At 38.6% G+C, this 17,912-nt stretch carries 15 protein-coding genes and 1 rRNA gene; 3 read left to right on the top strand and 13 right to left on the bottom strand.

The window, feature by feature from the left end; all coding sequences use genetic code 11:
* Window positions 1–126: 126 nt before the first annotated feature.
* Window positions 127–1,314 (bottom strand): FecR family protein, encoded by a 1,188-nt coding sequence (locus tag M2408_RS06680; RefSeq protein ID WP_259180337.1) that lies wholly within the window; start codon window positions 1,312–1,314, stop codon window positions 127–129.
* 455 nt (window positions 1,315–1,769) lie between these two features.
* On the opposite strand from M2408_RS06680, the gene M2408_RS06675 reads away from it, so the two are divergent.
* Entirely contained in the window at window positions 1,770–2,591 is an 822-nt protein-coding gene (locus M2408_RS06675; RefSeq protein ID WP_120260579.1) for a UDP-2,3-diacylglucosamine diphosphatase, read from the top strand.
* Window positions 2,592–2,671: 80 nt separating this feature from the next.
* Here the strand turns inward: M2408_RS06675 and M2408_RS06670 are convergent, their stop codons facing one another.
* The gene (locus M2408_RS06670; RefSeq protein WP_259180336.1) at window positions 2,672–3,355 is read right to left on the bottom strand and encodes a metal-dependent hydrolase; all 684 of its coding nucleotides are present in this window, start codon (window positions 3,353–3,355) and stop codon (window positions 2,672–2,674) included.
* Window positions 3,356–3,365: 10 nt separating this feature from the next.
* Window positions 3,366–3,671 (bottom strand): YbaB/EbfC family nucleoid-associated protein, encoded by a 306-nt coding sequence (locus tag M2408_RS06665; protein WP_120260577.1) that lies wholly within the window; start codon window positions 3,669–3,671, stop codon window positions 3,366–3,368.
* 99 nt (window positions 3,672–3,770) lie between these two features.
* Here M2408_RS06665 and M2408_RS06660 point away from each other — a divergent pair, with 99 nt between their 5' ends.
* Complete coding sequence (locus M2408_RS06660; protein WP_259180335.1) at window positions 3,771–4,397, top strand: hypothetical protein; 627 nt, start codon at window positions 3,771–3,773, stop codon at window positions 4,395–4,397.
* An 87-nt stretch (window positions 4,398–4,484) separates the two neighbouring features.
* Here M2408_RS06660 and M2408_RS06655 read toward each other — a convergent pair whose 3' ends face one another.
* Entirely contained in the window at window positions 4,485–5,456 is a 972-nt protein-coding gene (locus tag M2408_RS06655; protein ID WP_259180334.1) for a hypothetical protein, read from the bottom strand.
* Window positions 5,457–5,689: 233 nt separating this feature from the next.
* Between M2408_RS06655 and M2408_RS06650 the strand changes: the two genes are divergently transcribed.
* Window positions 5,690–6,280, top strand: coding sequence for a thymidine kinase (locus tag M2408_RS06650; RefSeq protein ID WP_120260574.1), 591 nt, complete (start codon window positions 5,690–5,692; stop codon window positions 6,278–6,280).
* A 370-nt stretch (window positions 6,281–6,650) separates the two neighbouring features.
* Here M2408_RS06650 and M2408_RS06645 read toward each other — a convergent pair whose 3' ends face one another.
* The 9 genes from M2408_RS06645 to rrf form a co-directional block, all read right to left on the bottom strand.
* Complete coding sequence (locus M2408_RS06645) at window positions 6,651–9,374, bottom strand: carboxypeptidase regulatory-like domain-containing protein (RefSeq protein ID WP_259180333.1); 2,724 nt, start codon at window positions 9,372–9,374, stop codon at window positions 6,651–6,653.
* Between the two features lie 117 nt (window positions 9,375–9,491).
* The gene (cls, locus tag M2408_RS06640; protein ID WP_259180332.1) at window positions 9,492–10,955 is read right to left on the bottom strand and encodes a cardiolipin synthase; all 1,464 of its coding nucleotides are present in this window, start codon (window positions 10,953–10,955) and stop codon (window positions 9,492–9,494) included.
* Window positions 10,956–11,012: 57 nt separating this feature from the next.
* Complete coding sequence (locus M2408_RS06635) at window positions 11,013–11,702, bottom strand: sulfite exporter TauE/SafE family protein (protein ID WP_259180331.1); 690 nt, start codon at window positions 11,700–11,702, stop codon at window positions 11,013–11,015.
* Window positions 11,703–11,711: 9 nt separating this feature from the next.
* Window positions 11,712–12,134 (bottom strand): FixH family protein, encoded by a 423-nt coding sequence (locus M2408_RS06630; RefSeq protein ID WP_259180330.1) that lies wholly within the window; start codon window positions 12,132–12,134, stop codon window positions 11,712–11,714.
* 12 nt (window positions 12,135–12,146) lie between these two features.
* On the bottom strand, window positions 12,147–13,535 hold the full coding sequence (gene ccoG, locus M2408_RS06625; protein WP_259180329.1) for a cytochrome c oxidase accessory protein CcoG: 1,389 nt from the start codon (window positions 13,533–13,535) through the stop codon (window positions 12,147–12,149).
* A 15-nt stretch (window positions 13,536–13,550) separates the two neighbouring features.
* Window positions 13,551–14,444 carry a cbb3-type cytochrome c oxidase N-terminal domain-containing protein gene (locus M2408_RS06620; protein WP_259180328.1) on the bottom strand — a complete coding sequence of 298 codons (894 nt, stop codon included), beginning with the start codon at window positions 14,442–14,444 and terminating at the stop codon, window positions 13,551–13,553.
* Window positions 14,445–14,447: 3 nt separating this feature from the next.
* The gene (locus M2408_RS06615; RefSeq protein ID WP_120260567.1) at window positions 14,448–14,642 is read right to left on the bottom strand and encodes a hypothetical protein; all 195 of its coding nucleotides are present in this window, start codon (window positions 14,640–14,642) and stop codon (window positions 14,448–14,450) included.
* Window positions 14,643–14,646: 4 nt separating this feature from the next.
* Window positions 14,647–16,785, bottom strand: a complete 2,139-nt coding sequence (gene ccoN / locus M2408_RS06610) for a cytochrome-c oxidase, cbb3-type subunit I (protein WP_259180327.1) — start codon at window positions 16,783–16,785, stop codon at window positions 14,647–14,649.
* 805 nt (window positions 16,786–17,590) lie between these two features.
* Window positions 17,591–17,702 (bottom strand): 5S ribosomal RNA (gene rrf / locus M2408_RS06605).
* Window positions 17,703–17,912 lie beyond the last annotated feature (210 nt).

Genomic DNA, 17,912 nt, shown 5'->3' with positions numbered 1-17,912 from the left:
AAAAATGGCCGGACAGTGTTGAGGGACATCTGTTCGGTTTTTTTTTTGAATATTGATCCAATTAAGTTGGATATGGTTTTCTTATACTTTTCATCATGATTTATGTATTTGGTTAATTATTGATTACTAAGGCAAAATGATTAGTTTAGGATGACTACCCTTCAATTCCGCTTTAAACTTGACACCACTTTTCTCCAGCAACCGAAGTACCTCTACAAGTTTTTTATCACGTCCAATTTCACCATAAAGAAAGGTAGAAGGTACGTGTTCCGGAAAAATGACCTCTATGTTATACCATCTACTTATCGCTCGCATCACGTCAGTCAATCCGGTTTCATAAAACAAAAACTTATCATTTTTCCAAGCGATAAAATGCTGTACATCGACATTCTTTTTGACAATTCCTTTTTCCGACAATGTCGCTTGTTCGTTTGGACGCATAGCCATACGACGGTTACCAGATAAAATAGTTATGGCTCCGTTGACCAAGGTAGTAACGGTTCCCTTGTCATCGCTATAAGCAGAGACATTAAATTCTGTTCCGGTGACCTCAATATTCTGATCTTGGGTTTGAACAATAAATTTTTTCTTTTCCCCATTTCTGATCATCCGATCCACCTCAAAATAGGCTTCACCTTCCAAACGAACAACTCGCTTATCTTCCTGAAAAACTAGAGGATAGGTCAATTTTGAAGACGAATTCAACCAAACTTTTGTTCCATCAGGAAGAGTGACCTGGTATTTTCCACCACAGGGTACAACAATATTAGCTGTCATTTTCGACAACTTCTCTTTATCTAGGGAAAAAAGGGGCGTACCGTCGCTATAAGTTAAGTGTTGGTCTCCACTTATTCCGTCTTTATCAGCTCTCAAACTTATTTTATGACCATCGGACAGGGTCAATTCAGCTTTGTTTATACCTGGCTCAACATTCGCCAGATCAAATTGTTCGGATGGGGAGGTTCTGTCATTGACATAAAAGAATTGATAAGCAAGAAATGCCATTAGGATGGCCGCTGCATACCCAATCCATCGCAAACGAAATCCTTTGTTTTCCTCCCTTTGTCCTCGAAATATTTTATCCGAAGTATTTTGTTTAAAATTTGATATCCAGGTATCTCCAAGCTGTTGCCTGAGCTCCATGTATGCCAACACATCGTCAAATACGTTATCGCTGGATAACACTTCTTTCAAAAACAGCTCATTCTCGGGATCCTCTTGGGCCCACTTTCTAAGCTCCTTGGTTTCTTCGGAAGTGATGATCCCTTCAATCTGCTTCTTGATAAGAATAGCAATTTCTTGGGTAGTTTTCATTTAGTCTACAATGATTATTGTAAGCTAAAACGACGGAGTCGGAAAAACCTTAGTAACTTTTTTAAAAAATCAATCCACTTTTCCTACGGTCGAAGAGGAATCAGGAAAAAATACACAATGATGAATTGTTTTGTTTGTTGCTCAAAAGCAAAAAAACTTAAAAAAAACAAACATAAAGAACTTACTATCAACAATATAAAACAATAAACACTCTTTATCATATTTATAAAAACTAGCCAATCAATAATACTTTTACGACAGAGAAATAATCAAAAAAATTAAACAATATAATGATCATACCATGTTTTATAACTATAAAATAAACCAATATTAAATTCTAATAAACTTATTCATACCGTTTTACGGGAAATTTTAATAATTTAATAACAGGAATTTCATCAGTACAAAATAAAATTACCTTTTTTTTGTAAAAAGAATATTTATAGTTTATTCCGATGAAAAGAAGCCTTGATATACTTGTACTCTCAGACATACACTTAGGTACATACGGAAGTAGAGCCAAAGAACTTTTACTTTACCTGGAATCCGTCGCACCCAAGATATTGATTCTCAACGGCGATATTGTAGATATTTGGCAATTTAAAAAAAGCTACTTTCCACAAGATCATTTAAAGGTCATCAAGAAGATTATCGATATGAGCTCAACTGGTACTGAAGTCCATTACATTACTGGTAATCACGACGAAATGTTACGCAAGTTTACTGATCTCAAGTTAGGAAACATCAAACTGAGCAACAAGCTACTTCTTTCACTTAATAATCAAAAGGTATGGATCTTTCATGGCGATGTTTTCGATGCATCCATCCATCATTCAAAATGGTTGGCAAAACTTGGAGGTTGGGGTTATGATAAATTGATCCAGCTTAATAATGTGATCAATTATTGTCTAGATAAAATGGGAAAGGAGAAATACTCACTCTCAAAAAAAATAAAAAATTCGGTTAAAAAGGCCGTTAAGTATATTTCAGACTTCGAACATACAGCAACGGAGTTAGCTATTGAGAAAAACTATGATTTTGTAATCTGTGGTCACATTCATCAACCTCAAATAAAGGAAGTCATTACCCGAAAAGGCACATGCACCTACATGAATTCGGGCGATTGGATTGAAAATCTAAGCAGCTTAGAATACAAAAATGGGGAGTGGAAGCTCTTCTATTTCGAAGAAAACAAAGAGCAAATCCTTAAAAACAAAATCATCGACACCCCGCTTTTCAGTCTAGAAGATTTAAAGAAAATTGTCATATCATCTTAGCCGAAAAAGCACAGTAACAATATATCTTGAGAGAAATTATAAAAAGCAAAAGGGCCGAACTAGTTCGGCCCTTTTGCTTTTTATAATTCTATTGTCTCACCGATTTTTGGAAGAGACAATGAGATGTCCTCATTCTGGAATTTGTCAAAGGCCTTTTGTTTGTCAATCTGAATTGGTGGAAATGAATCGTAGTGAATCCCGACCACACGGGAGCAATTGATAAATTCTGCCGCTCTGATCGCATCATCCACATCCATTGTATAGTACCCACCAATCGGAAGAAAAGCCCAATCCAGCTTCAGATCAGCAAGCAGCTTCATCTCCATTGTCAAGGCAGTATCACCAGCAAAATAGATCTTTTTGCCAAGTACATTAAAGACAAATCCAACTGGAAACCCACCATATTGGCCATCAGGCGTGCTATTGGTATGAGCAGCATAAACCATCTTAACGGAGCCAAAAGGTAGCTGTATTGTACCACCGAGATTGAATTCAACAACTTTATCTTCGGGTACCCCTTGTCTTCTTACCCACGCAGCTGTCTCAACGATGGCCAATACTGTCGCATTACTATTCTTTTGAATGGTAGCCATGTCGGCGACATGATCTTGATGTCCGTGGCTCAGAAAGATGTAATCAGGGTTAATTGCATTTACATCAATTGCTTTCGCTAATGGGTTATACGTTACGAAGGGGTCCAACAAAACCTTCGTTCCGTCAAAATCAAACTCAACACAAGATTGACCGTAATAAGTTGCTTTCATAATCATGTATTTATTGATTAAATAATCCGCCTAAGCCTCCTAACATATCTTTACTCGCAGCTTGCATTTCAGCTTGACTGATATTCTCCGCTTGGGCTATTGCTTTATTCAAAGCAACCACTAGCAATTCCTCTAATTCTTCTTTATCAGCATTGGACAAAAAAACAGGATCGATCGTAATCTCTTTAATCTCCTTATTGGCTGTCGCTACCACACGGATCAAACCGCCCTCAGCCTCACCGGATACCGAAATGGTATCTAGTCTTTTCTTGATTTCTTCTGCCTTTTGCTGTGCCTGAAATAATTTGTCAAACATATCTATAACATTTATTTGATGCCAATTTACAAAAATCCTCCAATACCTACTATTGCTAATTTACTTTCGCTAATGCTACCCTTTTTGTATTTTTGCAGCATGCAAAGCAATCAAGAAAAATTAGTTGCCCATTTTTTGGAACAGCTGAATCTAAATAACATCACTGTCCCAGAGGAAATATCTGCTAAATTAATGGCAAATCAATCTGAAATCGTTAGCATTGAAGATGTCATTGCCTATATCAATACGCTTGGGGAAGAGTTAAATATCAAGGAAAAAGTAGCCGAGCTCATCGAAAAAGTAGAAGATGAGACCAGTATCCTCATTCACAAACTTAAATTTATAACGGCTAGCGACAGACCCAAAGTATTGGTTTTAGATCGAATTGATCCACAGGAGATCAACCAGTCTGCCTTTCTACAAGAATCCATAAAAATCGCAGGCGGAATCCCCACGACAATAGCTCATGAAGCCGATAAAATAATCATAATTGACAGTGATGAAAGTGTATTTACTCAAATACCGATTTTATTGAATGATCCAGCAATTGCACAATCAAAGGCGATCGAACTTGATCAGCTATTTATTATGACAAAGCCTAATTTTGCCTGTATTCCAGGCTACGAATACCTAACAGAATTAGAATCTTTAGCAGAGATCTTCCAACCGAAATATTTTGTTTATGGTCACGAAGGCAAAGAATGGCTGCAATTTCAATTGAAATAGAATTATAAAATAACAATAGTCAGGCTATCGCATAAAAAAGCATCTTTAAATTGATTAAAGATGCTTTTTTCTTATGGAAATATTAGCTTAACTATATCTTCTGCGTAATACCTCATATAACTTTTCAACGGTATGGGGTTTATCTGCCCATCTGTTCTTAACCGCATAATTCGTTTGCAAAAATGCATCAGCTTCTGCATAACTGCTGAATCTATTCAGTAGCTCCACAGCTTCACTATAAGCTAAACTGTAACCATTAAATAAGTCTTTAATAAATAAAAGTTTATCATTCAAACTTATCCCGGTCTTGATGTCAGTCAGTTTATCAGAACTTCCAGATTGGTTCACTTGATATACCCGGTTCTGTACCCCGGCTTGTTTTTGCTGCGAAATAATCTCATTTAACGTAAGCGGTCTCGAAGGAACCTCCTCCACGATTGTATTGACTTCCTCTTGGATAATACTCTCCTGAACTTCCTTAATGATGACCTCTTTTGGTTCTTCTACGACTTCAGTAACGACAACTGGTTCTTCCTCTACAAGATCTATCGTGGGTTCATCTACTTTATACTGTTTTTCCTCAATATCCTCAACAACAGTTTCATTTATTGAATGATCAATTTCATTAATTATCTCCGGTGAATAAAGCGCTGTTGATAAGTCATTGGTTTCCTGCATTTCCTCATTCGCTTCAACAGTATCTCCATATAACTTTGTAGGTTCCTCATTGCGAACAATAACTTTCTCACTGCGTTCGGGTTCCGCAATAGCTTGGCTGGATGATCGTATCGAAGAAGGTGGAGTAAAATAGTCATTAAATGCTATTTTTCTACTCTCCATCACCGACTCTCTCAAGGTATTTTCACCTTGTTCGCCCTTTAGCACGGCATCTGTTTTGAGTAAAGTAATATAAGCCGCAACAGATTGTGCTTTAGCTTCCAAGGTCACTAGCTCACCTATTTCAGTACCAGTGTTCCTTTCTGACAAAGCCAAATACTGTGCATTCAAATCCTGTAATAAATCTCCTATCTTATTAAAAATTTCCTCTTTAGTACCCATAATTTTATTTGAAATCGCCTATTAATCGTTTATAACACCTATACATTCTCTAACCTAAAAAGTGGAAAACTCAATCCTTTGATTTATAAATATTTGAATCTGTATTCACTTTTTTGCTACTCAAATTTAATATTTAATTTCGATATTAGCGTTGTCAAAAACAGAATATAATAGGAGGTCTATTGACAAATAATACCTTATTTGCCGGCTATCCAAAAAAATAATTTAATCAAATGCTTTTTTCCGAACATAATCTGACATTGCGACCAGCTCGATATGGAAGTATTGAAGTTATCTGTGGGTCAATGTTCTCTGGCAAGACCGAAGAGTTAATACGCAGGCTAAAACGGGCACAATATGCACGACTAAATGTTGAAATTTTCAAACCTTCCGTGGATAAACGATATGATGAAAAATTAGTCGTTTCTCATGATAGCAATAGTATACCCTCCACCCCTGTCGAAAATTCATCAGCGATATTACTATTGAGTTCGGCAACCCAAGTTGTTGGAATAGATGAAGCGCAATTTTTTGATGACGGATTGACAGAAGTATGTGTCAAATTGGCAAACAGTGGAGTTCGTGTAATTATTGCAGGATTGGATATGGATTATAAGGGCCAGCCTTTTGGTCCTATTCCTAGTTTGATGGCTGTAGCTGAACATGTCACCAAAGTCCATGCGGTTTGCATGCAATGCGGGGCTCCGGCAAATTATTCATATCGCTTGACCAAAGATACCCAGACCGTACTTCTTGGTGAAAAAGATGCCTATGAGCCACGCTGTAGACAATGTTATTATCATTTAGATCAACAAGGCATCTAATTCCAGTCCAGAAAACGATAATTACAATTCCAGCCCTACTCCTACATTCTGCGAGGAACGTCGCTGGTTCGTATTTTCCTACACAATTGACTATCGAAAGTCTTCAAGTTAACATAGCTACATTTATAATATTTCTGTTAAAAATAACTGCCAAATAGACGAGAAATCTATTTGGCATAGGATTTGAAATATACTTTACAAATAAGAAGATAAACGCTTTTAAAGCGACAAAATACTTTTCATAATTTAGGTTTATAATTGGTTAGTTTGCACCTCCTTGCCCATCAAGGAGGTGTTTTTTTATTTCATAAAAAACGCTGCCCCTTTCACAAAAGAGCAGCGTTCCTATTAGACATTTTCCTTTATTCCGCTAAGGTTGTACGCGGTAATTAATTACTTTTCGACCTATATTTCCTGTTTGGTCCATTCCCTCTACAATCACCTTATAATTACCATTTCCATCAGCATTGTAGAATTGTATTGCTGTCTCCCCTGTCTCCGTTACCTGTACTTTCGGGTTCCAATAAATCGTAGTCCGCAGATCGTTGGCAGATTTTTGTTCAGGTGTATCGTACTTTGGCGTATAAAATTTACGCTCTTTAACATAACCTAGAGGGAACATATCGATAACATTCGATTTTGGCAACAATTTCTCAATTTCACTTAACGCCATCCGAGGTTTCTTGGCCTCAACTTTCTTGGTGTAAATCGATACAACACCATTGTTTTGATACATTCTTGATACTGTTCCCAGTTCGTCACGTAAAAAGATTTCTATTCCCTCAATATCCGCAACGTTGATACTATTTAATCCAGGTTCGTCAATAGCCATACCGTTTAGAAAAAACTGAACTGGCGTGCGCCCACCGGCATTGTAATCACGCGAAACATAATATTTCAATGTTTGTGGATCATAAGTAATGCCCGTCAAAACAGTTTGCAGACACATGGTCAACACGTTACACCCGGTCAAACGATCGGCTTCGATACGATGTTCGGGCATAGATAAGCCAGAAATTGAAGGAAAATCTTTATTTGTGATTACCTTTTTCTGTACAGCTGTCACTTCTACTTCATCCAGTAAGATAGATTTTCTGTACTCTTTACGGCTATTATCCAAATAAGGAGCGAATGCCTGATCTATATTGGGAACGAAATAACTTTTATAACCATTATTTTTGTCGATTTCAGGATAATAACTCTGATCCATATTGATCACCAAACTACGGTAATTATCATTTGACCTTGCATTTACCGTCACTTTCGATGAATCCGGAAAAACAAGATCTTTAAATGTAAAACGACCGTTCTGATCGGTATATACATCTTTTTTAATATTCCGGGAAGGCACAGACAACAACAACCCACCATTAGGATATGGGCGGCCTGTATTCATGCGTAAAATACCCGACAATTCTATCCCTTGCTCTGGAAGAAAACTGATCTGTGGTAACTTTTCGGAGATTAAAGCCGGGTAATCAAAACGGCGATATCCTTGAGTCATTAATAACGCATCCAACGCCTTTTCTCTATTCAGATTTTTTTCATCAAAATATGCATTTGGGTTTTCGACATTCCCTTTCAACTCTGAAGTCAACAAAAAGTTGCTTACAATGGAGAGATCAGCCTGATCATTATAAGGAACTTTAGACTCATCAATCACGGAAACAGAATAACTACCCGGATATTTCTGTCCATTATTATCAACTGAAAGCTTCATGTTGACCAAGTCCTTCGCTTTATAACTTTGCTTATCACTTGCAACTTGAATATTGAGCAATTTCTCGCTCTGAACAAATGCCAAACGTTCACTTAGGGGTTTGCCATCCGGGCTCAATAAAGTAACCTGGGCAATTCCATTTGGCAGACGTTCCTTTGGAATATTAACCAGCGCAGATGAAGACTTTAAATTCACCTGAGCTCCAAAGCAAAGATGTCCATTGGACTGAACCAATACATAATAGGATTGGCCTTGGTTTTTAGAAAAATTCTCTTCACTGGTCACTACAGCAAATTCAGCATTCTTTTCATCCTGCTTAACAAACACAACATTTGCTTTATCATTAACAACAGTCGGAAGCTTATATTTACGTTCCTGTCCATTGTCAAATTTTATGACTGCCTGATAGTTTTCTCCAGCCAAAGGCAATAAAGAGAAATAACCCATACCCGATCCAAAATCTTCAAATTCTGCGACCGACTTTCCTTTAGAATCAAGGATTGTACCTTTCACCTTCAAACTCTTACCATCGGATCCTACAGCTTTAAAAGCGACTTTCTTGGCAAATCCAGCAATTAAGTCACCACCTTCCGGAAAAAACTGCACATCAGCATCCCACAAAGCATTTTTGAGCAGGAAAGAACTGGACAAAGGTTTTTCATTCTTGTTTTCTTGGATACTAACCTTTAATTGTCCCTTCTCTAAATCAGCCTTCTCCTTTGCCGATAAACTGATCGTCACCTTTCCCATAGCGTCCGTTTCACCTTTCCCCTTATCTACCGTTTCCCATCCAGCAACAAATTCCCAGTTGATCTTAGAATTAATCATCGGTTTACCTGCACGATCCCTAAACTGTATTACCGCTTGACTTTTATTTCCGTTAAGATTATTCTGAAATTCAATATTGGTGATCAATTTTTTATTAATCACATCACCTATCGGAACTATTTTATTAAAAAAATAGGATGCGTCAAAGTTTGACATCCATTTGGTATATGCTCTGAAACGATAGTTGTCCTGTGTCATGAATTGCGGATCGAGGACCATCTGCCCATTTCCAACACCTTTATCCAGTGGGATTCTAAACGTTTGGATCAGAGAGTCTCGGCTATTCAAAACTTCCACATAGGCTATTTTACTTGGTTCATATTCTGGAAGATTACGTGATAAATAGGAAGAAAACCATAACGTATCCCCTACTGCATAATAAGGTTTATCAAAATGCAGATGTACTTTTTCTGTTGGGTAGCCCTGAAAATATTTTTGAACCCGTTCTACGATTGTATTAATAGGTAATGTAGGTGCAGTCTGTGCATAGGTTGACCCGACTCCTAAAATCCCTATCGATAAAGTCAATAGTGTTATGTGCTTCATTGAAAGTCTTAGAATTAAAAAAAGAATAGCTAAATATATTCAATTTTAACCAAAGGCCCATCCTATTATGCTATTTTTAACATTTATTATACCATTATACCCGATCCAAGTAACCGACTAAAGTAAAGGTGCCAATAAACGGCAGATGGAATCCACCCCACGTTTCCAACGGCTTCTTTGCATCCATTTACGAATTGTAATTAAATCCGAGGATTCAATGTCTGCAAGAAATTGATTGTTCATACGTTCACAAAGCGCTTTGTCAGAGACAATCCCAGATATCTCAAAATTGATATAAAAGCTTCTGATATCCAAGTTGGTCGTACCGATATAGGCTAGTTTACCATCAATACAGATTGTTTTGGCATGGAGAAATCCTTTGGTATATAGGTATACATTTACTCCCCTTTCGAGCAGAGGTTTGATAAAGGAAAAGGAAGCATGTTGTACAAAAAAGGAATCAGATTGCGCAGGTAACATGAGATCAACTCGAACTCCCGAAGAAACAGCCAACATCAATGCAGTTGTTAATTGGTCACTTGGAATAAAATAAGGCGTACACAATTGTACATATTCTTTTGCTTCATTGATTCCCGCTATAATTGCCTCCATATTGAATGGAGCGGGAGAACCGGGATCACTAGCTGTAAACCCAACACCACTCGCGTCTTCATTTGTGATCGGGAATCTATTTAAATAGCCTTTACCCAGTTCAAATGATTCCGCATCCGTTTGGTTCCAACTGTTCCAAAATTGAATTTGTAAGGTATTTACGGCAGCACCAATGATCATCATCGCAGTATCGCGCCAATAAACATCATTTTTCCCATTGTTGATATAACGATCCGAAATATTGATTCCGCCAACAAAACCAACTTTTCCATCAATCACCGCAATCTTACGGTGATTTCGGTAGTTACTATTTGCCAATGAAGTAAAAGTAACTGGGAGAAAAGCTTCAAAAAGAAAATCGGGTTTATGTCGACGCAAATATTTAATCACATCAGGTGCTCCAAAACTGTCTAGGATCAAACGTACCGTCACCCCAGATTTTGCCTTCTCTTCCAAAATGTCCAATATTTCACGACCGATTTCATCCATTTCCCAGATATAGTACTCCATATGGATGGAATGTTTTGCATTTTTCAATTGCTGAATCAGTACCGGAAACTTTTCCTCGCCATTAATAAATAAGGTAACATCGTTATTCAGGGAGAATGTGGATATTTTCTGGTTTTTGAGGTACCGATACACCATGGCTAAACTACCGATGCGTTCGTTCAGCGTATCAATATGTTCCTCCATAATTTCCGATTCCTTACGCCAAGCATCAAGCAATTTCTTTGATTGCTCGCGATACATCCGTTTCATCCTTTTTACCTTCTTGAATTTCTGCCCAAAGAAATAATAACTGAGCAAACCGATTACGGGTAGAAAGACAATCACCATAATCCAAGCAATCGTTTTGGCAGGATTGCGGTTTTCGATCAAGATGGTACCGATGACACCAATATATAAAATGAGTAAGGGAATCCAGTAATATTGTAAAGCAATTTGTAAAATATGATGAAGTACCTCCATATGATGCGCTAAGTTTAATATCAAATATAATACTTAGCACTGACAAATTGTTTGCTGTTAAGCACAGTTTATCGCACCATCAAGATGAATTAAAGGGCTTAAATAGGGGATATCTAAGTTTGCACCTCGGAGTATAAACCAGATTCCCAGCAAAAAATATAACAAGGGAATCCATTTAGAAAAGCCAATTTTGAAAGATCTGGAAAAGTTTCCCAAAAAGGAAAACAAAAATAAGAGCGGAATTGTCCCCAATCCAAAGCACAGCATAAATAGGAAACTCTGTTGTGAACTGTCTGCATTCATTGCGGACATTAAAGCCATATAAACCATACCACAGGGCAATAATCCGTTCAATACCCCAGCGATAAAACTCCCCCCAGGTTTATATAACCATTTCGACAGAAGCCTGACAACAGGCTGCACGGAACGAGTCTGCAAACTGGCAATTGTACGATTGTTTTTCCCTATAAGCTGAACCACTGCAATCAGCACTAATATTACTCCCGTAATCCAGCTCAATGCACGTTGCCAGCCTTGGACTTGAGCAAATGTACCTATAGTTCCCAAAAGAAAACCTAGACTACCGTAAGTCAAAACCCTGCCTAACTGATAAAGTACTTTATTTAGAAAAACAGTCCAGCTCAGTCCTTGCCTACCCTCAATTGCAAAAATTAGGGGACCACACATGACCGCACAATGTATGCTTCCAAATAAGCCCATAAAAAATGCAAAGTAGGTGTAACTCATTTTCTCGGTTTAAAATAAAATATGTTCCTCAAATAGAAAGTCCTTACCAGCGCTTTCCCAGTCAACATACAAATTCCACATCCCTTTATCGAATGAGGAAATGGGCAATGTAAACAGATTACCTGTTGTCTGAAATGGCAACTCCTTATCTAGCGTATTATCTGAAGGCTTACGGAACAAGAGCTTTCCCCTATTCACTTTGGAGACGAAATGAATATAAAGTGTATCTTTTCTAAGCTCTATAGTTGGCGTCTCTTTCATGTTCAGCACATTCTGTTTCTTTTCATAAGCTTGATCATAGTTCAAACCCTGTTCATAGTAATCATCTTCTTCCAAGCTGTCCGAGTTGTGGCTGACCATATACAATCCAGCCCCGACAATGCACAACATAAATACCGCCAAGCTCAAAAAAATTTTTGTACCCCAATTCATTATTTTTATTTTTTAATTCATGCCAGGAGGAGCAATGAAAGTAGTTTTTAGACTTTCCACCTTTTTGTCCCCTGAATAGATAGATAATTTGATATTACTTTTATATGTTTCGACGTCTTTGTTCGCGATAATTAGAAAAAAGCTTAAGGAGGCGTGCCCATCTTTACTGAGCATTTGGATAGGATTGACCAGTTGAATCTTCAGCCTCGGATCTTCACATATCAACCTAAAGGGCATTTCCTTCCCAGATTTGTTGATTAATTCTAAGGCGTAAAGATTACTTATTGTCTTATCGTCCCGAAGCTGGTACGTACTTCCTTTCGCCCGTAACAAACGACCGTCAACCTGAGAGCGATTGAACAACAGAAAACCAAATACCGTCATCAACAATACCAAGACAATAGAGTAAGCAACAGCACGGATATTACTTTTCTTCTTGAGTGTGCCTTCAATTTCCCCCATGGGATAAAAACCGATCAGTTTTTTTGGCTTTCCAATTTTTCCCATGACAGCATCACAAGCATCAATGCAAGCTGTACAGCTTACGCATTCCAACTGTAGTCCCTTACGGATATCTATTCCAGTTGGACAAACGTGAACACAGAGCTTGCAGTCAACACAGTCACCTTGTGCCGTGGAAGTATCTTTTTGTTGTTTTCCTCTCGGTTCACCACGTCGGTGATCATAGGCTACAGTGATACTTTGATCATCCAAAAGAACTCCTTGTAATCTGCCATAGGGACAAATTGCGATGCACACAATCTCCCTGACATACGCAAATACCGCGTAAAATACCAGTGTGAATAAGATAATTGAGACCAAACCACCAATATGCTGATCCATTGGATCGCTGATGATTTTGATCAACGCATCCGAACCTATAATATAAGCCAAAAAGATGTTCGATATAAAAAACGAAATAATCAAAAAGATGCCATGCTTCAACACTTTCTTTAATTGCTTTTGATCCGTGTTGGGGCCTTCATTTAATTTCTTCTGTTGCTGCCAATCTCCTTCAATCCAATACTCTATCCTTCTAAAGATCAATTCGAGAAAAATCGTTTGTGGGCATGTCCATCCACACCAGACCCGACCAAATACAACGGTAAATAGCACAACACAGACCATTACGATCAACATTCCAAACACAAATATGTAGAGATCCTGAGGATAGAAAAGGCTGCCCAAAATCGAAAATTTCCGTTCAATAATATTGAACATCAAGAATGGTTCACCGTTTATCTTGATGAAAGGAGCTAGAAATAAGAACAGTAGTAGTGTATAACCAACCCACTGTCTCTTTTTATAAAGTGCTCCCTGCGGTTTTTTGGCATAAATCCACTGTCTCTTTTTTGACTTAGATCCGCCATTATTGGCATTATTAACTACTACTGTGCTCATTTCAGTCTCGATTTACTACTCAGCTTCTTTTTCTGTCCCTGTACCATCGTTTGGTTGTGCGGCATCCTCAGCATTCCCATAGGCTACCTCTTCTCCTTGCGCTTCCTTTGGATTGGCAGGATGTGTATCTCTCAGCGTGACAATGTAACTTGCCACCTGTGCAATTTGAGCCGGACTCAAAGTCTGTTCCCAAGGCACCATTCCTTTATCCGGAACACCATACTTGATTGTTTTGAAAAGATCTTTAATCTCGCCGCCATGCAACCAAAATTTATCCGTTAAATTAGGTCCAATACCACCTTCCCCGTTTCCTCCATGACAGGCAACACAGTTTGCAGCGAATATTGCTTTTCCTTCAACAGCCATGTCTGGTTCAAATTCGACCGTATTTTCATCAACATTACTAGCAGAAGCAGCTAAATAAGCCTGTCTTTCTTTTTCTGCAACAACCATTTCATGTGCGTACTCCTGGTCTTGATTCATACCGATCCCAGAGACCTGATAGATGAATAAGTAGACCACACCAAAGAAGATTGTTCCATAAAACAAAAAATTAAACCAGATTGGAATGGGATTATCCAGTTCTCGGATACCATCGTATTCGTGATCGATGACAATGTCCTTTTCCTCAGAAATAGGTCTAATCCCCATGATCTTATTCCAAGATCGTTTCAACCATCCTCTATTGGCTAATTTCTTGAGTTCCTCTTCTTTGACCAATTCAGGCATCGTAATCTTAATGATGGATTTCATTGCGCGGTTGACCATCAATGCCGAGGCCAAAAGAGCCAACATCACGACAATCAATACGATAATTAAGATATCTGTGTATAAATTATCCGTACCAAAACCCCAGGTAGACTGAACAGCTTCTACCGTGGCAGGTGCGGTATCTAATAATAAACTCATATACTATATACTTTCAGGTGAATGATTCATTTCCTTTTCAGTTTCCTCTTCCAAAGGCAATTCCTTCATGTAAGTCACATAGTCCTTTTTCATGCGAAACAACATAATTGCGACTGAGATAAAGAAAATCAGGAATATCCAAAGTGACACAATAAGGTAAAGCTCACTTCCGTTCAAATTTGTGATTTGTTTAAACATAGCGCTATTGATTTACGTTAACATCCTCAGCCACTTTCGGAGCTGCTTTTATATCTGTTCCCAATCGTTGTAGATAAGCTATTACTGCTATAATTTCACGATCGGCTAACACATTGACTTGATTTTTTTTCAGATCATCCGCAATTTTCTGTGCTTGTTTGTTCAGATCCTGTTCTGCATTCACTATTGCCACATCCGTATAGGGGATTCCCAATTTGCGAAGGGCTTTCATTTTATCTTTTAGAATCGTGTTATCCAGCTTTTGGTCGATTAGCCAAGGATATGAAGGCATAATACTTCCAGGAGAGGTAATAGTTGGATCTAAAAGATGATCAAAATGCCACTTATTAGGATATTTAGAACCAATACGATGCAAATCAGGTCCAGTTCGTTTCGATCCCCATAAGAATGGTGTATCGTAAACATATTCACCAGCTTTGCTATACTCGCCATAACGGGCAGTCTCCGATCTAAATGGCCGAATAGTCTGTGTATGACAATTCACACAACCTTCCCTTACATAGAGATCCCGACCCTGCAGTTCCAACGCAGTATAAGGCTGTACACTTGCGATTGTCGGTACGTTTTTTGAAATGGTAAATGTTGGAACCATTTCAACCATGCCACCGATTAGAATTGCAATAAGTGCCAATACCATAAACAAAATGGGCTTACGTTCAAGACGGCGATGTTGAGATTGCTCATTGACCTGAACAGGTAATAAAGCAGGAGCTTCAGCAGGTTCATTTGCCAAAAGTTTCCCTTGCTTCATCGTCTTAATCAAGTTGAATGTCATCAAGAAAACCCCAGATAGGTATAGTGCACCACCTACTGCTCTCATCATGTGCATTGGAAGGATTTCCAATGTTGTTGCCAAGAAGTTTGGATACTTCAATACGCCTTCAGGTGTAAACTCTTTCCACATCAAGCCCTGCACAACTGCTGCCCAATACATTGGAATGGCATAAAATAAAATACCCAATGTACCAATCCAAAAGTGTGTCGATGCTAGCTTTTTAGAATATAATTCCGTTTTATAAATACGTGGGATCAACCAATAAAGGATACCGAAGGTCATAAATCCGTTCCAACCCAATGCTCCTACGTGTACGTGTGCAACGATCCAATCGGTAAAGTGTGCGATTGCATTGACTTGCTTTAAAGACAACATTGGTCCTTCAAAGGTTGCCATACCATAACAGGTCAGTGCTACAACCATAAATTTCAGCATCGGTTCTGTCCGTACCTTATCCCAGGCACCACGCAGCGTTAACAGACCGTTTATCATACCACCCCAGCTTGGTGCGATCAACATAATCGAGAATACAACTCCTAAGGATTGTACCCAGCTTGGTAATGCTGTATATAACAAATGGTGAGGTCCGGCCCAGATATAGATAAAGATCAGTGACCAAAAGTGCAGAATACTCAATTTATAGGAATAAACGGGACGGTTGGCCATTTTTGGCAAAAAGTAGTACATCATCCCTAGGTAAGGAGTCGTTAGGAAAAAAGCCACGGCATTATGGCCATACCACCATTGTACCAATGCATCCTGAACACCTTTGTATACATAGTAACTCTTCCATCCGGCTACAGGCAATTGAATGGAGTTAACGATATGCAAGACTGCTACCGTAACAAACGTAGCGATATAGAACCAAACTGCGACATACATATGACGTTCGCGTCGTTTGATAATTGTGCCAAACATATTGATTCCAAATACAACCCAGATCAGGGTAATTGCAATGTCAATTGGCCATTCCATTTCAGCATACTCATGACTTGAAGTCAGCCCCAGCGGAAGTGTGATAGCAGAAGCAATTATGATCAATTGCCAGCCCCAGAAATGAAGCTTACTCAAGGCATCACTAAACATTCTCGCTTTAAGCACCCGCTGCAAGGAGTAATAGACTCCCATAAAAATACCGTTACCCACGAAAGCGAATATCACAGCGTTGGTATGTACTGGACGTACACGGCCAAATGTTGTGTATTGCAATCCGAAGTTCATTTGAGGCCAGACGAGTTGCGTTGCCACAAGCAATCCTATGGTCATACCAACTATCCCCCAAATAATGGTAGCGATTCCAAAATTTCTGACAATTCTATTGTCGTAATTAAACTGCTCTAACTGCATTACTTAAATTGTTGATTCTGAATCAAAAGTAAGCAGCATTTTATGACAATCTAATGATAGAGAATGCGTACAAAAGTGATGTACGTCACTTTATTTTAATGGGTCAAATTATCTAATATCCGTTACGTAATAATTGATTTTAAGCCATTTAGACAATAACAATAAATAGCACAATGATTCACGCAATGCATTTTGAGAACAAAAGTGACGGTTATCACTTTCATCGAGGAGGTAGGTATATTTTCTTTCGATTAAGACAGCATTCAATAAGGTTATTTTCATCGTCTGGATGGGATTATCCAAAGACTATCGACGCTGCCCCAACATGTAAATGTATGGTGTTCGGAGCTGCTCTACCGCCAGCAGGAGGACACTCGTATTTATAGAATCACAGCCCGAATTCTATTCAGGAAAGATTCACATAAAAGCAACTTCACTCGGTTAAGATCACTACAGCAAAAACCGCAATAACGTCGGCTAAGATATGGTCTTAGCCAGCAAGCGGGGGATACACCGTCATGATATAAGGCATGTCCTCCGAATTTCCGCTGCAGAGCCGGTAATCACTGGGAAATATATTAACAAGGTACTAGCGCAGTACCTCAGATCAATATCCGGCAGAACCGTATTTAATGGCACCATTTCGGAATCGGATCCCTGGAGCTTTTGCGTCAGAGTCATCATTCTTTTGGAAGTATAAAAACGGAGTCATTTTGCGTTGGAACCCATGTTTCTTTGGAATCTTTTGGGAAGTATGTAAACGCAAGAAGCCCTTGACTGTTTCCAGCAAGGGCTTCCGTGTAAAAAAAGGCACCGACCTACTCTCCCACCTGTTACGGCAATACCATCGGCTCTGGCGGGCTTGACTGCTCTGTTCGGAATGGGAAGAGGTAGACACCGCCGATATAGGCACCTAAAGATCTTTTATAGTATCAGGTATTTGGATATGAGTATTTAGATTCCTTTTCTAGGAAAATACCCATCAAATAGTTCAAACTATATTGACATATATATTGAAAGAGTTTCGTTTCTTTTGTTTCAAAAATTAAAGAGGAAGACAACAGTGTGTCTCTGCATGAGAAAGCTTCGGGCTATTAGTACCACTTGGCTTTGGTCTCTCAACCTTT

This window comes from Sphingobacterium sp. BIGb0165, from assembly GCF_024810095.1.
Lineage (GTDB): Bacteria > Bacteroidota > Bacteroidia > Sphingobacteriales > Sphingobacteriaceae > Sphingobacterium > Sphingobacterium detergens.
The sequence above is the reverse complement of the archived record's forward strand: the minus strand, read 5'-3'. Positions and strand labels throughout refer to the sequence as shown.

Excerpts from the sequence above, each read along its gene's own strand:
- M2408_RS06680 (WP_259180337.1), bottom strand. The coding sequence starts at position 1,314 with ATGAAAACTACCCAAGAAATTGCTATTCTTATCAAGAAGCAGATTGAA.
- M2408_RS06675 (WP_120260579.1), top strand. The coding sequence starts at position 1,770 with ATGAAAAGAAGCCTTGATATACTTGTACTCTCAGACATACACTTAGGT.
- M2408_RS06670 (WP_259180336.1), bottom strand. The coding sequence starts at position 3,355 with ATGAAAGCAACTTATTACGGTCAATCTTGTGTTGAGTTTGATTTTGAC.
- M2408_RS06665 (WP_120260577.1), bottom strand. The coding sequence starts at position 3,671 with ATGTTTGACAAATTATTTCAGGCACAGCAAAAGGCAGAAGAAATCAAG.
- M2408_RS06660 (WP_259180335.1), top strand. The coding sequence starts at position 3,771 with ATGCAAAGCAATCAAGAAAAATTAGTTGCCCATTTTTTGGAACAGCTG.
- M2408_RS06655 (WP_259180334.1), bottom strand. The coding sequence starts at position 5,456 with ATGGGTACTAAAGAGGAAATTTTTAATAAGATAGGAGATTTATTACAG.
- M2408_RS06650 (WP_120260574.1), top strand. The coding sequence starts at position 5,690 with ATGCTTTTTTCCGAACATAATCTGACATTGCGACCAGCTCGATATGGA.
- M2408_RS06645 (WP_259180333.1), bottom strand. The coding sequence starts at position 9,374 with ATGAAGCACATAACACTATTGACTTTATCGATAGGGATTTTAGGAGTC.
- cls (WP_259180332.1), bottom strand. The coding sequence starts at position 10,955 with ATGGAGGTACTTCATCATATTTTACAAATTGCTTTACAATATTACTGG.
- M2408_RS06635 (WP_259180331.1), bottom strand. The coding sequence starts at position 11,702 with ATGAGTTACACCTACTTTGCATTTTTTATGGGCTTATTTGGAAGCATA.
- M2408_RS06630 (WP_259180330.1), bottom strand. The coding sequence starts at position 12,134 with ATGAATTGGGGTACAAAAATTTTTTTGAGCTTGGCGGTATTTATGTTG.
- ccoG (WP_259180329.1), bottom strand. The coding sequence starts at position 13,535 with ATGAGCACAGTAGTAGTTAATAATGCCAATAATGGCGGATCTAAGTCA.
- M2408_RS06620 (WP_259180328.1), bottom strand. The coding sequence starts at position 14,444 with ATGAGTTTATTATTAGATACCGCACCTGCCACGGTAGAAGCTGTTCAG.
- M2408_RS06615 (WP_120260567.1), bottom strand. The coding sequence starts at position 14,642 with ATGTTTAAACAAATCACAAATTTGAACGGAAGTGAGCTTTACCTTATT.
- ccoN (WP_259180327.1), bottom strand. The coding sequence starts at position 16,785 with ATGCAGTTAGAGCAGTTTAATTACGACAATAGAATTGTCAGAAATTTT.